At 65.6% G+C, this 14,417-nt stretch carries 13 protein-coding genes; 6 read left to right on the top strand and 7 right to left on the bottom strand.

Translation table 11 applies throughout. The features are described from left to right. Positions 1-56: 56 nt before the first annotated feature. A complete protein-coding gene (locus E1748_RS17730) occupies positions 57-2,000 on the top strand; it encodes an ATP-binding cassette domain-containing protein (protein WP_133648470.1) in 1,944 nt (647 codons plus the stop codon). Between the two features lie 44 nt (positions 2,001-2,044). Then, complete coding sequence (locus E1748_RS17725) at positions 2,045-3,127, top strand: CaiB/BaiF CoA transferase family protein (RefSeq protein ID WP_240766681.1); 1,083 nt, start codon at positions 2,045-2,047, stop codon at positions 3,125-3,127. 52 nt (positions 3,128-3,179) lie between these two features. Here the strand turns inward: E1748_RS17725 and E1748_RS17720 are convergent, their stop codons facing one another. The 3 genes from E1748_RS17720 to alr all read right to left on the bottom strand — a co-directional run bounded on the left by E1748_RS17720 (position 3,180) and on the right by alr (position 6,086). Next, entirely contained in the window at positions 3,180-3,443 is a 264-nt protein-coding gene (locus tag E1748_RS17720) for a DUF2866 domain-containing protein (RefSeq protein ID WP_133648469.1), read from the bottom strand. 140 nt (positions 3,444-3,583) lie between these two features. Continuing rightward, entirely contained in the window at positions 3,584-4,960 is a 1,377-nt protein-coding gene (gene radA / locus E1748_RS17715; RefSeq protein WP_133648468.1) for a DNA repair protein RadA, read from the bottom strand. A gap of 55 nt (positions 4,961-5,015) precedes the next feature. Next, the gene (alr, locus tag E1748_RS17710; protein ID WP_133648467.1) at positions 5,016-6,086 is read right to left on the bottom strand and encodes an alanine racemase; all 1,071 of its coding nucleotides are present in this window, start codon (positions 6,084-6,086) and stop codon (positions 5,016-5,018) included. Positions 6,087-6,305: 219 nt separating this feature from the next. Here alr and lplT point away from each other — a divergent pair, with 219 nt between their 5' ends. Both lplT and thiD read left to right on the top strand, forming a co-directional pair. Then, positions 6,306-7,613, top strand: a complete 1,308-nt coding sequence (lplT, locus tag E1748_RS17705; RefSeq protein WP_133648466.1) for a lysophospholipid transporter LplT — start codon at positions 6,306-6,308, stop codon at positions 7,611-7,613. 105 nt (positions 7,614-7,718) lie between these two features. Continuing rightward, on the top strand, positions 7,719-8,543 hold the full coding sequence (thiD, locus tag E1748_RS17700) for a bifunctional hydroxymethylpyrimidine kinase/phosphomethylpyrimidine kinase (RefSeq protein WP_133648465.1): 825 nt from the start codon (positions 7,719-7,721) through the stop codon (positions 8,541-8,543). A 37-nt stretch (positions 8,544-8,580) separates the two neighbouring features. Here the strand turns inward: thiD and E1748_RS17695 are convergent, their stop codons facing one another. From E1748_RS17695 to tsaB, 4 genes are read right to left on the bottom strand one after another with little or no spacing between them, the layout of a single operon-like run. Continuing rightward, a complete protein-coding gene (locus E1748_RS17695) occupies positions 8,581-9,597 on the bottom strand; it encodes a DUF1853 family protein (protein WP_133648464.1) in 1,017 nt (338 codons plus the stop codon). Further along, entirely contained in the window at positions 9,597-10,568 is a 972-nt protein-coding gene (locus E1748_RS17690) for a uracil-DNA glycosylase (RefSeq protein WP_133648463.1), read from the bottom strand. Before E1748_RS17690 ends, E1748_RS17695 begins: the two co-directional genes overlap by 1 nt. Next, the gene (gene rimI / locus E1748_RS17685; RefSeq protein ID WP_133648462.1) at positions 10,555-11,049 is read right to left on the bottom strand and encodes a ribosomal protein S18-alanine N-acetyltransferase; all 495 of its coding nucleotides are present in this window, start codon (positions 11,047-11,049) and stop codon (positions 10,555-10,557) included. The genes E1748_RS17690 and rimI overlap by 14 nt, the downstream gene beginning before the upstream one ends. Beyond that, entirely contained in the window at positions 11,046-11,792 is a 747-nt protein-coding gene (gene tsaB / locus E1748_RS17680) for a tRNA (adenosine(37)-N6)-threonylcarbamoyltransferase complex dimerization subunit type 1 TsaB (protein WP_133648461.1), read from the bottom strand. The genes rimI and tsaB overlap by 4 nt, the downstream gene beginning before the upstream one ends. A gap of 169 nt (positions 11,793-11,961) precedes the next feature. Between tsaB and E1748_RS17675 the strand changes: the two genes are divergently transcribed. Together E1748_RS17675 and E1748_RS17670 are read left to right on the top strand one after the other, a co-directional pair. Further along, positions 11,962-12,231, top strand: a complete 270-nt coding sequence (locus E1748_RS17675; RefSeq protein ID WP_133648460.1) for an acyl-CoA-binding protein — start codon at positions 11,962-11,964, stop codon at positions 12,229-12,231. 443 nt (positions 12,232-12,674) lie between these two features. Further along, positions 12,675-14,273, top strand: coding sequence for a DEAD/DEAH box helicase (locus E1748_RS17670; protein ID WP_133648459.1), 1,599 nt, complete (start codon positions 12,675-12,677; stop codon positions 14,271-14,273). Positions 14,274-14,417: the final 144 nt, after the last annotated feature.

Here is a 14,417-nt window from a genome sequence, read left to right as displayed (position 1 = left end):
GGCGTCGCTGCGCAGTCTAGAATAGCGACTTTCCCGTTCCGAGCATCTGCGTTCCCGTGATCCGTTTCAACCAGTTCAGCCTTGCGCGCGGCATCAAGCCGCTCTTCGATCAAGCCACGTTCACCCTCAACCCGGGTGAGAAGGCCGGCTTGATCGGCGCGAACGGCGCGGGCAAGACCACCCTCTTCGCGGTGCTGCGCGGCGAACTGCACGCCGACGCCGGCGATTTCTTCTTGCCGCCCGCGTGGCGCATCGCGCACGTGATGCAGGAAACGCCGTCGGTCGCGCGCTCCGCGCTCGATTACACGCTCGACGGCGACACCACGTTGCGTGCAATCGAAGCCCGTATCGAGGCGGCCTCCGCGGCACACGACGGCGCCGCCGAAGCCGACGCGCACGCGGCCTTCGCCGACGCCGACGGCTACACCGCGCCGGCACGCGCCGAAACGCTGCTGCTCGGCCTCGGCTTCACGCTCGAACAGACCCGCGAGCCGGTCAGCAGTTTTTCGGGCGGCTGGCGCATGCGGCTCAACCTCGCGCAGGCGCTGATGTGCCCGTCCGATCTGCTGCTGCTCGACGAACCGACGAACCACCTGGACCTCGACGCGATCGTCTGGCTCGAAGACTGGCTGCATCGCTATGCGGGCACGCTGATCGTGATCTCGCACGATCGCGAATTCCTCGATTCGATCTGCAACGTCACGCTGCACCTCGAGAACCAGCAGGTGAAGCGCTACGGCGGCAACTACTCGCAGTTCGAAATCCTGCGTGCGCAGCAGCTCGCGCTGCAACAGGCCTCATACGACAAGCAGCAGAAAGCCGTCGCGCATCTGCAGAGCTTCATCGATCGCTTCAAGGCGAAGGCGAGCAAGGCGCGTCAGGCGCAGAGCCGCGTGAAGGCGCTCGAACGGATGGAACTGATCGCGCCCGCGCATGCAAGCTCGCCGTTCACGTTCGAGTTCCGCACGCCCGAGTCCGCGCCGAACCCGATGCTGGTAATGGAAGACGTGCGTTGCGGCTATCTCGCGGAAGACGGCTCGCCGATTCCGATCGTCGACCAGGTCACGCTGTCGATCCAGAACGGTCAGCGCATCGGTCTGCTCGGTGCGAACGGCCAGGGCAAGTCGACGCTGATCAAGACGCTCGCCGGCACGCTCGGCGCGCTTAGCGGCGACGTGCGCGAGGGTAAGGGGTTGCGCGTCGGCTACTTCGCGCAGCACCAGCTCGAAACGCTGCGCCCCGACGATTCGCCGCTGCAGCATCTCGCGCGCCTCGCACCGGACACACGCGAACAGGAACTGCGCGACTTCCTCGGCGGCTTCAACTTTCCCGGCGAAATGGCGAGCGCGCGCATCGCGCCGTTCTCCGGCGGCGAGAAGGCACGGCTCGCGCTCGCGCTGATCATCTGGCAGAAGCCGAACCTGCTGCTGCTCGACGAGCCGACCAATCACCTCGACCTCGAAACGCGGCATGCGCTGACGATGGCGCTCGCGCAGTTCGACGGCACGCTGATTCTCGTATCGCACGACCGGCATCTGCTGCGCGCGACGACCGATCTGTTCATGCTGGTCGCGAAGCATCGGCTGCAACCTTTCGACGGCGACCTCGACGACTATCGCGACTGGCTGCTGCAGCACGCGGCCGAACAGCGTGCCGCGTTGAAGGCGGCGGGATCGTCGACCGGTTCACCAGGTAGCGATGCGGACGCGGGCGTCAATCGCAAGGAACAGCGGCGTCTCGAAGCCGAGACGCGGCAAAAGCTGTCGCATCTGAAAAAGCCGCTGCAGACGCGGATCGCGAAGCTCGAAAAGGAAATGGACGCGCTCCACACGGAGAAGTCGACGCTCGATGCCTTCGTCGTCGATCCGGCCAGCTACGAGCCCGCCCTCAAGACCCGGCTGACCGATTCGATCCGGCGCCAGGCGGAAGTGAATGCGCGCCTCGAGGCGCTCGAAGCCGAATGGCTCGGAGCACACGAGGAACTTGAACAGATCGGCTGACGGCACCTTGCACGGTCCGCGCCGGCTTCGATGAGAGGTTCGCCTTGTCCGTCCTGTCGTCCGGGTTTTCGTCCTCCCCTGCCGCGCTGCAAGGTCTGCGCGTACTCGATCTGACGCGTCTGCTGCCCGGCCCCGTCGCCACGCTGCGGCTCGCCGAACTCGGTGCCGAAGTGCTGAAGATCGAACCGCCCGGCGCCGGCGACGCTACCCGCACGATGATGCAGAGCACGAGCGACCGCGTCGCAGGCCGACCGAGTGCGTTCTACCGGCTCGTCAATCGCGGCAAGCGCGAGATGCGGCTCGATCTGAAATCGGAAGCCGGGCTCACGGTGCTGCGTGCGCTCGCACGCGAAGCGGACGTGCTGATCGAGAGTTTCAGGCCAGGCGTGATGGACCGGCTCGGCGTGGGTCATGACGCGCTGCTCGCGCTGAATCCGAAGCTCGTCTATTGCGCGATCAGCGGCTACGGCGTGCAGGGGCCGTTCTCGCAGCGCGCGGGTCACGACATCAACTACGTCGGCTATGCGGGTGTGCTCGATCAGCTCGCGGATCGCGACGGCGCACCGGTGCTGCCCAATTTCCAGATCGCCGATCTGCTCGGCGGCGCGCTCAGCGCGGTCACGCAGATTCTCGCGGCGCTGTGGCATGTCGCGCGCGGCGGCAATGGACGCTTCGTCGATGTATCGATGGCTCATGCGACCTACGCGCACAACGTGGTCGCGCAAGTCGCGCTCGCGAACGACGGCACGACGCCGCCCGCGGGCGGCGGTCTGCTGAACGGCGGTGCGCCCTGCTACAACCTGTATCGCACGCTCGACGGACGCTGGCTCGCGGTCGGCGCGCTCGAACTCAAATTCTGGGAAACGCTGTGCACGGCGCTTGGCCGGCCGGACTGGGGCGCGCGCCACTGGAGCCTGGGACAGGCAATCGGTGGGCCGGACGCGGCTGCGCTGACGCAGGAACTCGCCGCGATCATCGCGGGCAATCCGCTGGAAGACTGGGTGGCGTTGCTGGAACCGCTCGACTGCTGCGTGTCGCCGGTGTTGACGGCTGCGGAGGCCGCGCGGCATCCGCTGTTTGCGCCTCAGCTGGACAGCGGCGAAGACGTTAGCGACGCGCCGGATTAATAGCCCGGCACGTCGTCAGATGCCAGCAGCAATTTGAGTCAGACTAAAACGCCTAGCGGCGCGGCAAGGTTTGCCGCTGCGTCGGGCCATCGTCGATGAGCGTATGTTTGCGGCCCTGCACATGCTGGCGAATGGTCGCGCGCACCTGGTCGGCGGTCACGTTCTCGGCGACGACGCGGCGCGAGAGTTGCCCGTGTTCATCGATCCACTCGACGATCCGGCAACCGCCGCCCCACGGCGGCTGGATCGGCGGCGACACGCGGCAGCCGCGCAGATTCGAGAGTCGATCGCTCGCTGCTTCATGAGGCTGTTTCAAGACGTCATCCTTTCCGCTTCGGGGGACACGAATACACACCCGGTCAGCATAGGGAAAACGTGCAGCAGTCTGGTTACAGTAATCCCGGTGTTATTTACAGCGGATTACAGGGGCACGATCTACTCGATCCGCCCGATTCGTCACTCGAGCGTCCGCACCCGGTCAATCGCCTGCTCGATGCGTTCCACCGCGATCACCTGCAATCCGTCGATCGGCTGCTTTGGCGCATTCGCCTTCGGAATCAACGCAATCGAGAAGCCGAGCTTCGCGGCTTCCTTCAGACGCTCCTGACCGCGCGGCGACGGCCGGATCTCGCCGGCGAGCCCCACTTCGCCGAACACGATCAGCCCCTTCGGCAGCGGCTTGTTGCGCATCGACGAATGGATCGCGAGCAGCACGGCGAGATCGGCCGCTGGCTCGGTGATCTTCACGCCGCCGACCGCGTTCAGGAACACGTCCTGATCGAAACACGCGATGCCCGCGTGCCGGTGCAGCACGGCGAGCAGCATCGCGAGCCGGTTCTGTTCGAGCCCGACCGCGAGGCGTCGCGGATTCGGCACGTTCGCGGTATCGACGAGCGCCTGCACTTCGACGAGCAGCGGCCGCGTGCCCTCCTGCGTGACCAGCACGCACGAGCCCGGCACCGACTGCTCGTGCTGCGACAGAAACAGCGCAGACGGATTAGCGACACCGCGCAGGCCGCGCTCGGTCATCGCGAACACGCCGAGTTCGTTCACGGCGCCGAAGCGGTTCTTGAACGCGCGCACGAGGCGGAACGACGAATGCGTATCGCCCTCGAAGTACAGCACGGTATCGACAATGTGCTCGAGCACGCGCGGCCCCGCGAGGTTGCCCTCCTTCGTCACGTGGCCGACCATGATGATCGCGGTGCCCGACTGCTTCGCGACGCGCGTCAGTTGCGCCGCGCACTCGCGCACCTGCGCGACCGAGCCGGGTGCGGACGTGAGTGCGTCCGAGTAGATTGTCTGGATCGAATCGATGACCGCGACGTCGGGCCGTTCGGCCGCAATCGTCGCCTGGATTTTTTCGAGCTGGATTTCGGCGAGCAGTTGCAGGTCGTTCGCCTGGCTGCCGGTTTCGAGCAGCGACAGCCGCTGCGCGCGTAAAGCGATCTGCGCGGCCGATTCTTCGCCGCTCACGTACAGCGCGCGCCGCTCGCTCGAGATCGCCCCGAGCGACTGCAGCAGCAGCGTCGATTTACCGATGCCCGGATCGCCGCCGATCAGCACCACGCCGCCCGCGACAAGACCGCCGCCGAGCACGCGATCGAATTCGCCGACGCCGGTCGAGAAACGCGGCACGTCCGATGCTTCGATGTCCGCGAGCCGCTGCACCGGCGCGTTCTTCGCGAGCGACTGATAGCGATGCGTGCCCGCCTGCTCCGCGACGCCCTCGACGAGCGTATTCCATGCGCCGCACGCCGGACACTGGCCCTGCCACTTCGGCACCTGTCCGCCGCATTCGCTGCAGGTGTACAACGTTTTCTGTTTAGCCACGCGTGTTCCGCTGTTGCTGCGATTTATCCTGGTGCTGTATGCGCATTCTGCGCGTTCACTCGGCTCTTACGGGCACGCGCTGCGCGATCGCGCACATCAGTTCGTATCCGATCGTGCCACACGCCTGCGCGACTTCGTCGATCGACAGCGAGGCGCCCCACAACTCGACGCGCGAACCGACGCCCGCATTCGGGCATGGCGTGAGGTCGACGGTGATCATGTCCATCGACACGCGACCGACCACCTGCGTGCGCACCCCATCGACGATGATCGGCGTGCCTTCCGGCGCGATCCGCGAATAGCCGTCCGCATAACCGCACGCGACCACGCCGATGCGCATCGGTCCGCGCGCCGCGAACTTCGAGCCGTAGCCGACGGTCTGCCCGTCGGTGAGCGTCTGCACCGCGATCAGCTCGGACGCGAGCGTCATCGCCGGCTGCAGACCCGTGCCCGCGATCGCGCTGTGCACACCCGACGGCGAACCGCCGTACAGGATGATGCCTGGCCGCACCCAGTCGAAATGCGACTCGGGGTGCCACAGCGTCGCCGCGGAATTCGCGAGGCTGCGCGCGCCGGCGATGCCTTCCGCGCCGCGCTCGAACGCGGCCATCTGGTGAGCGATGCCTCGCTCGCCGTCGGCATCGGAGAAATGGGTCATCAACGTGATCTGCCCGATGCCCTGGCATGCGCGCGCGCGCTCCCACGCGCTGCGAAAACGCTCGGGCGTGTAGCCGAGGCGATTCATGCCGCTGTTCATCTTCAGCTGGATGTTGACCGGCTTCGACAGGCGCGCCATTTCGAGCATCCGCATCTGCTCGTCCGAATGCACCGCCGTGGTGAGGCTGTAGCGATCGATGACGTCGATGTCGGTGGGACGGAAAAAACCTTCGAGCAACAGAATCGGTCCGGCCCAGCCGAGTTCACGCAACTTCACGGCTTCTTCGAGGTCCAGCAGACCGAAGCCATCGGTTGCGCGCAATCCGGGGAACGCTCGCGCGAGACCGTGGCCATACGCATTGGCTTTGACCACTGCCCAGACCTTCGATTTCGGCGCGTGGCGGCGGACGACAGCGAGATTATTGGCGAGTGCGGCGGTGTGAATCGTGGCTGAGAGAGGGCGCGGCATGAGGGTTTTTCATAAAGACGCTTGCGAATCAGCGGCTTACTGGGCGTTTTCGATACGTCCGGAGCCCGCTGGGCGGCGCGATCAAGGATTTTGCTAGTCCGAATGCAGCTATTTTCATGATATAAAGCCGTGCGCACAACCCATTTCGAACGGAATAAGCCCGAACGCCGACCGCACGCGGGGGCCGGACAGACAGCGGCGAGGAAAGCATCGCATCAGATGAAAAAAGGTTTTTACACCATTATGGCCGCGCAGTTTTTTTCCTCGCTGGCCGACAATGCGCTTCTGATCGCTGCTATTGCACTGCTGAAAGATCTTCACGCCCCGAACTGGATGACGCCGCTGCTCAAGTTGTTCTTTGTGCTGTCGTACGTCGTGCTCGCGGCTTTCGTCGGCGCCTTCGCGGACTCCCGTCCGAAGGGCCGCGTGATGTTCGTCACCAATACGATCAAGGTGGCGGGTTGCCTCGTCATGTTGTTCGGTGCGCATCCGCTCCTTGCATACGGCATCGTCGGCTTCGGCGCAGCCGCCTACTCGCCGGCCAAGTACGGCATCCTCACCGAACTGCTGCCGCCTGACCGGCTCGTTGCCGCGAACGGCTGGATCGAAGGCACGACCGTCGGTTCGATCATTCTCGGCACCGTACTCGGCGGTGCGCTGATCAGCCCGCACATCGCGGCGCACGTGATGAAGTACACGCCGCCGAACATCAACACACCGGCCGAAGCCGCGATGCTCATCATCATCGCGATCTACATCGTCGCCGCACTGTTCAATCTGCGTATTCCCGATACCGGCGCGCGTTATCCACGCCAGGAACGCGGGCCGATCAAACTGGTCACCGATTTCGCCGAGTGCTTCCAGGTCCTCTGGAACGACAAGCTCGGGCAGATCTCGCTCGCGGTCACGACGCTCTTCTGGGGCGCCGGCGCGACGCTGCAATTCATCGTGCTGAAGTGGGCCGAGGTGTCGCTCGGCATGTCGCTGTCCGAAGGCGCGATCCTGCAGGCCGTCGTCGCGGTCGGCGTCGCGGCCGGCGCGATGATCGCCGCCGCCCGCGTGCCGCTGAAGAAGTCGCTGTCGGTGCTGCCGGTCGGCATCATCATGGGCATCGCGGTGATGCTGATGGCGTTCTACACGAAGCAGTTGTTCCCGGCGCACTGGGGCATCTATTTGGGCAGAATGCATGTGCCGGGTTACCTGCTGGTTGCGTATCTGTTCCTGATCGTCGTCGGCGGGCTGTCGGGCTTTTTCGTCGTACCGATGAACGCGCTGCTGCAGCATCGCGGCCACGTGCTGCTGTCGGCCGGTCACTCGATCGCGGTGCAGAACTTCAACGAGAATCTGTCGGTGCTCGTGATGCTGTGCCTGTACGCGGTGCTCGTGTGGCTCGACGTGCCGGTCGCGCTGGTGATCGTGCTGTTCGGCACGTTCGTCTGCCTGATGATGTGGTTCGTGATGCGACGCCACCAGGCGAATCAGCGCGCGTTCGATTCGGTCGCGCTGATCGGTGAAATGCGGCATTGATGCACGGCTGGTAGCGACGCTCGCGTCTTTGTTCGCGTCTCATCATCACCTCGCCGTCTCCGTGCCGTCCCACTCCCGCCTCTTTTCCGCCGTATCCGCGTTCCGATGACAACCGCCTCCTCTCCCTCTCCCGTTATCGCCAATGTGCTCACCATCGCCGGCTCGGACTCCGGCGGCGGTGCCGGCATTCAGGCTGATCTCAAGGCGTTCTCCGCGCTCGGTGCGTACGGCGCGAGCGTGATCACCGCGCTGACCGCGCAGAACACGCGCGGCGTCACGGCCATTCATGCACCCGACGCGGGCTTCGTCACTGCGCAGCTCGATGCGGTGTTCGACGACATCCGCATCGACGCCGTGAAGATCGGCATGCTCGCGAACGCGCCGATCGCGCGCGCAGTCTCCGATGCGCTGCAGCGCTACCGGCCGCGACACGTCATACTCGATACGGTGATGATCTCGAAGAGCAATCACGCGCTACTGTCGTCCGATGCGGTCGCGGCGATTCGCGACTTGCTGCTGCCGCTCGCGACGCTCGTCACGCCGAACCTGCCGGAAGCCGCCGCGCTGCTCGGCGAAACCGCTGCTACCGACGAGGCCGGCATGGTCCGTCAGGGCGAAGCACTGCGTGCGCTCGGCGCGCGGGCGGTGCTGATGAAAGGCGGCCACCTCGAATCCACGGATAGCCCCGACTGGCTCATTCGGGACAACGGGACGCTGCGTCTCGGCGGTCCGCGCGTGCCGGTGAAGAACACGCATGGCACGGGCTGCACGCTGTCGTCAGCGATCGCGGCACTCGTCGCGCAATGCGACGATCTCGCGAGCGCCGTCACCGACGCGAAGACGTATCTGACCGGCGCACTGCAGGCAAGCGACCGGCTCGACGTCGGCTCGGGCGTCGGTCCGGTGCATCATTTTTATCGGTGGTGGTGACGGCGCGCGTGCATGTTATTGCGCGCGCCAGGCTCCGTTACGCTTCGCGTGCGAATGCGTGCGCAAGCGCTGGCCATGTGTCCGGCACCACGAAGCCGCGCGATCGTTCGATCCAGCGGCCTTGTGCATCGCTGGCGAAACCAGCGACCATCGTCGGCCCGGTCTGACGAACGAGCCGCAGCGCAAGCGTCGCTGCATCGACAAGCTCTGTGACCGCAGCATCCCCTGCTTCATAACGGCGCGGCGCAAGCCATTCGAGACGCGGCAGCACACGCCATGCAGGCGCATGCGCGGTCGCGAAATCCGGCCACGCGGTACGCGTCGTCCACCAGCCGCGCGGGTGCGCGGGATCGAGTTCGGGTGCGTCGGGTGACTGCGTGGAAAGCATGCTGATATCAGTTGCTTCCGGCTGCGGATAAAACAGCCAGCCCTTGATAAACATCTGCGCGTGCCACGGCCCCACGAGCCCCAGCGAAGCGAACTCCTCACGCGCGCTGAGTGGCAACTGATGACCCAGCAGATGCGCGAGCTTGCGATCGAAACGGTCCTGCAGATTCGGTCCCACGTAATCGGCAAGCTGTCCACGCGCGGCGCCGGTGTGCAGATAGCACTTCACTGCCAGCTCCCAGTGGAGACGCCGACCATCCGCCGTCTCAACGAGAAAATCGCATTCACCGAGCGTCACGCCCGCGCGACGCAGCGCGACGTTCGCAGCGACCAGATGCGTCGCGGGATCATGTTCGAGGAACCACGCGAGCAGAGATTCGGCGTAACGCCCGAGACGCGTCACGTGCGCGTCGGCGAGCGTGCGGTGCAATACAGCGGGATTGGCATCGAGTGCGCGCAGCAGGTCCGCGATGCGAGCCGCCTCGCCCGGTGCGGCGAGCGGGTCGGCAAGCACGCCGACCGGCAACTGCTCGCGCAGTAACGCGGGGCTGGCGAGCAGCCACGCAAGATCGCGCACGATCGGGTCGGTCAGCGAATCGATCGGCAGATCGGGAAACGCACTGCCCGTTGCCGCAGTCCCGGCCGCCACGGACGCGGGCGCGCTCATCAATGCTCCGTCGAACCGGCAGCCTGGCGCAGCGTATCGCGCGCGAGACAGAGATCGGCCCACGACTTCGACTTGTCGTGCAGACTGCGCAGCAGATACGCCGGGTGATACGTGACGATCACCGGCACGCCTTCATACGCATGCACGCGACCGCGCAGCGACGAGATGCTCGAATCGGTCTTCAGCAGACTCTGCGCGGCGAAACGACCGAGCGCGACGATCAGCTTCGGTTTGACGAGCGCGACCTGACGCTGCAGATACGGTTCGCAGCGCGCGACTTCATCGGGTTCCGGATTACGGTTGCCGGGTGGCCGGCACTTGATCACGTTCGCGATGTAGACGTTGCGGTCGCGCGCGAGATCGAGCGAGCGCAGCATGTTGTCGAGCAGCTTGCCCGCCTGGCCGACGAACGGCTCGCCCTGGCGGTCTTCGTTCTCCCCGGGAGCTTCGCCGACGAGCATCCAGTCGGCGTCGCGATCGCCGACGCCGAATACGGTCTTCGTGCGCTTCTCGCACAGACGGCAGCGCTCGCATGAGGCAACGCGCTCGCCGAGTGCATCCCAGTCGAGGGTGGCGACCGACGGCAATGACGGTTCCGTCGACGCTTCGATCGCGGGCTGCTCCGTGCTGTTGCGTGCGCCGGGTTGCGGCGGTGTGGTGGGCAGGTCGTCGAACCAGGCGAAGTCGTCGTCTGGCGGAGACTGGGGTTGCGACTGCGGTGCAGTTGCGGCATTCGCGGGCGCGCGGCGTGGCGTATCGTTCGCGCCTGCAGTCTCTCGATCGGCAACTGGTTCCGCGTCGCGCCGGGGCACACGCGCTTCCGCTGGCGGCTCCGCCGTGCGCAACTGCGCCGGCTGCGTGCTGACAACGGTTTCTTCACCAGGAGCAACCGCTTCGGCAACCACGCTGCCGCGTGTCACCCAACGGGTCGCGAGCCCGAGTTCTTCCAGCGCGGATTCATGCAGCGCCATCTGCGCCCTCCTCTGCAAACGAAAAACGCATCACGATGGCATCCTCCCGGCCGCGATGCCGCGCCGGATAATAGTTCTTGCGCCGGCCGATCGTCGCGAAGCCGAAGCGCTCGTACAACCGGACGGCCCGGAGATTCGACGGCCGCACTTCCAGCAGCAGACCCTCGAGCTTTTCGGCACGCGTCACGCGCACCGCTTCGCGCAGCAACGTGAGGCCGGCACCCGCACCTTGCGCCGCCGGGGCGACACACAGATTCAACAGATGCATTTCATCGACGACCGGCATCAGCACGCAGTAGCCGAGCAGCGTGCCGGTCACGTGCCGCAGACAGATGCCGAGATAACCGTTGCGCAGTGAGTCCTCGAAGTTGCCTCGGCTCCACGGAAACTCGTACGCGGTTTTTTCGATTGACGCGACTTCGTCGAGATCGCCTTCGGTCATCTGCGAGACGTAGCGGTCGGCGAGCAGCACACCGCTCATTGCACGCCCTCGCTGCGGGCAGCCTTCGCGGCCATCCGCTCGGCCGTCGTCTGCGCGACCTTGTTGCGCACGTACTCGGGCGCGGCCTGGTCGGCCGGCACGGTCCGCCCCGCGCGCAACGCGCGTAGCGCGGCGAATGCAAGCGGGAGCGCATGCGGCACTGCATCGCCATCGACCACGCGGGCGGCCGCGGCTGCAGACAATCGCGCGCCGAAGACGGCCGCCGCATTGCCTGCGAGCGTGAACGGCGCGTCGGGGAGCGGCAACGCATCCGGCGCATCGAGCGCGGCCGCGTGCAGCGTGCGCCATTCGCCCAGCAGATCGTCCCACTCGAAGTCGGCCCAGTAGACCTCGTCCATCCGCGCATCGAGCGCCGCGAGCACACGCATCGCCGACGGGTCGCGCAGCCGCGCGCTTTCCGCGCACGCGAGCAGCGTGCTCACCGGCACCACCGGACGATCGAGCCCGAACGCGAGTCCCTGTGCGACGCCGGTCGCGGTGCGCAGACCCGTGAACGAACCGGGACCGGCACCGAACGCGATCGCATCGCAGGCCGACAGCGGCAGACCGGCTTCATCGAACAGTTCGCGGATAGCGGGCAACAGACGCGCGCTCGATACCGCGCCGGTCGCTTCGTGGCGCACCCAGGTTTGCGGATCGGCAGCGGGAGTAGAGACAGACAGCAGCGCGACCGAACAGAATTCAGTCGACGTATCGAGGGCAAGCAGCACGGTTCGAGTCATGCCCGCTATTGTAATGCGGTGCTGCGCGTCGCCGGGCATGCTGCGTGCGGACAATGGGGACCGGCCATCGGCCGGTCGATACACATTGTTTGGAAGAATCGCTCCAGCCTGCGTGCGGCGGTGCTTGCTATGATCGACGCCCCTATCTCGATCTGGCATGGAGAAATCGATGAGCGACGTCAATGCGCTGTTCGCGCAAGCCCAGGAAGATGTGAAGCAGTTGCCGGAACGCCCGGGCAACCTGACGCTGCTGCGTCTTTACGCGCTGTTCAAGCAGGCCACCGACGGCGACGTCCACGGCGACAAGCCCGGCTTCACCGACATCGTCGGCAAGTACAAGTACGACGCGTGGGCTGCGCTTAAAGGCACATCGCAGGATGCGGCGAAACAGCAATATACCGAGCTGGTCGAATCGCTGAAGAGCGGCGCCTCGGCCTGACGCGGCGGCCGGCGACCCGGCCTCTCTCGCAGCAGCCCCTTTGCCCCGGCCAGTTGCCGGCGATCCCGCAACTGGTATCTCAACGGGCTGGCGCAGTGCAGCAAACTCGGCTACAATGTGGCCTGCGCTTCACTTTGTCCGCCCGGTCCTGCGTTCTGCTTGGCCGGATCAGTCGGTGCAGCGCCTCGTAGCGTTTTGCTCCAATCCAGTTTAGAACCTGTCCCCTCCTGCTTAGGCTCTCTTCTTCGGGCCGTCATGTAAGGCTGGCGACAATGCCGGAATGGCCTGTCGCATCCGATACAGCTTCTAACGAAACACTTGCCGTACGCTGGCAAGTTGCCCCCGTTTTTCGATTTGCTCGCTGCTTCTTTGCTCGCTGAATCCGACGACTTGGGTATGCCGATTGGCGCCGACGTTTTATTCCCTGTGTTCCAAGGATTCACATGACTTCGAGCAATATCTCCAGCCCCCTGACCGCCATCGCCGACGAAGCGCTCGGCATCGATGCACCTGGCGTGACCAGCGCGGCTGAAACTCCGGCGACTGAAACCGCGGCACCGCAAGGTCCGACGTTCGCGTCGCTGGGCCTGTCGGCGGATGTCGTCTCGGCGCTGGTTGCCGCCGGCTACCAGACCCCGACGCCCGTGCAGCAACGCGCGATTCCCGCTGCGATCGCCGGCCGCGACCTGATGGTCTCGAGCCCGACCGGTTCCGGCAAGACCGCCGCCTTCATGCTGCCCGCGATCGAACGCTTCTCGCAACTGCAAAAAACCCAGGCAGCGCAACCGCGCGAACCGCGCGATGCGGCTGGTGCCGATCGTCGCACGCGCCGTCCGCAGCCGGTCGCCCGTCCGAGCCTGCTGGTCCTCACGCCGACCCGCGAACTCGCGATGCAGGTGACGACCGCCGCTTCGACGTACGGCAAGCACCTCAAGCGTCTGCGCACCGTCAGCATTCTCGGCGGCGTCGCCTACGGCCAGCAGCTGATGCTGCTCGCCAAGAACCCTGAAATTCTCGTCGCAACGCCGGGCCGTCTGCTCGACCATCTGGAGCGCGGCCGTATCGATCTGTCGCAACTGCAGATCCTCGTGCTCGACGAAGCCGACCGCATGCTCGACATGGGCTTCATCGACGACATCGAAACGATCGTCGCCGCTACGCCGGCGTCGCGTCAGACGATGCTGTTCTCGGCCACGCTCGACGGCAAGATCAGCTCGCTGACCGGCCGTCTGCTGAAAAACCCGGAACGCATCGAGATCGTCCAGCGTCTGGAAACCGCGACGAACATCGCGCAGACCGTGCATTACGTGGACGACCGCGATCACAAGGATCGTCTGCTCGATCACCTGCTGCGCGATTCCGGCCTCGACCAGGCCATCGTGTTCACGTCGACCAAGATGGAAGCCGACCAGCTCGCCGGCCGTCTCGCCGACGCGGGTTTCGAATCGGCCGCACTGCATGGCGACCTGCCGCAAGGCGCGCGTACCCGCACGATCCGCGCGCTGCGCGAACGTCGCGTGCGCGTGCTGGTGGCCACCGACGTCGCTGCTCGCGGTATCGACATCCCGGGCATCACGCACGTGTTCAACTATGACCTGCCGAAGTTCGCCGAAGACTACGTGCACCGTATCGGCCGTACCGGCCGTGCGGGCCGCTCGGGTATCGCCGTGAGCCTCGTGCATCACGCCGAACAGGGCGCACTGAAGCGTATCGAACGTTTCGTTCGCCTGACGCTGCCGGTCAATGTCGTCGTCGGCTTCGAGCCGCGCAAGTCGGCCCCGGCCAATGGTCGCGGCGGATTCGGCGGTGGCCGTGGCCGTCCTGGCGGCGGTAATGGCGGCGGTGGTGGTCGTCGTTTTGGCAACAGCAGCAGCAAGCCGGCAGGTAGCGCCGGTGCTCGCAGCGGTAGCGGCACCGGCAATAGCTGGGGCGGCAAGCCGTCGGGCAATGGCGGCAACCGTGAAGGCTACGGCGGTTCGCGCGACGGCGGCTACGGCGCCCGTCGCAGCGACGGCCCGCGCACCGCACGACGCGGCAGCTGATCGGGCTTATCCCCGCTCTCGCCGACGGACGGCAACCCGCCGTCCCGTCATGCCAGACAGAAAACCGGCGCTTCGGCGCCGGTTTTTTTACGTCTCCGTCAGCGTTTCACGATACGAAAAAAATTTTTGATCCGTGAAAAATCG

Source organism: Paraburkholderia flava, from assembly GCF_004359985.1.
Taxonomy (GTDB): domain Bacteria; phylum Pseudomonadota; class Gammaproteobacteria; order Burkholderiales; family Burkholderiaceae; genus Paraburkholderia; species Paraburkholderia flava.
Note: the sequence above shows the minus strand (reverse complement) of the source record. Positions and strands in the feature narration are given on the sequence as shown.

Coding starts and splice junctions, on each gene's coding strand:
- E1748_RS17695 (WP_133648464.1), bottom strand. CDS start 9,597: ATGAGCGCGCCCGCGTCCGTGGCGGCCGGGACTGCGGCAACGGGCAGT.
- rimI (WP_133648462.1), bottom strand. CDS start 11,049: ATGAGCGGTGTGCTGCTCGCCGACCGCTACGTCTCGCAGATGACCGAA.
- E1748_RS17690 (WP_133648463.1), bottom strand. CDS start 10,568: ATGGCGCTGCATGAATCCGCGCTGGAAGAACTCGGGCTCGCGACCCGT.
- thiD (WP_133648465.1), top strand. CDS start 7,719: ATGACAACCGCCTCCTCTCCCTCTCCCGTTATCGCCAATGTGCTCACC.
- lplT (WP_133648466.1), top strand. CDS start 6,306: ATGAAAAAAGGTTTTTACACCATTATGGCCGCGCAGTTTTTTTCCTCG.
- E1748_RS17670 (WP_133648459.1), top strand. CDS start 12,675: ATGACTTCGAGCAATATCTCCAGCCCCCTGACCGCCATCGCCGACGAA.
- tsaB (WP_133648461.1), bottom strand. CDS start 11,792: ATGACTCGAACCGTGCTGCTTGCCCTCGATACGTCGACTGAATTCTGT.
- alr (WP_133648467.1), bottom strand. CDS start 6,086: ATGCCGCGCCCTCTCTCAGCCACGATTCACACCGCCGCACTCGCCAAT.
- E1748_RS17675 (WP_133648460.1), top strand. CDS start 11,962: ATGAGCGACGTCAATGCGCTGTTCGCGCAAGCCCAGGAAGATGTGAAG.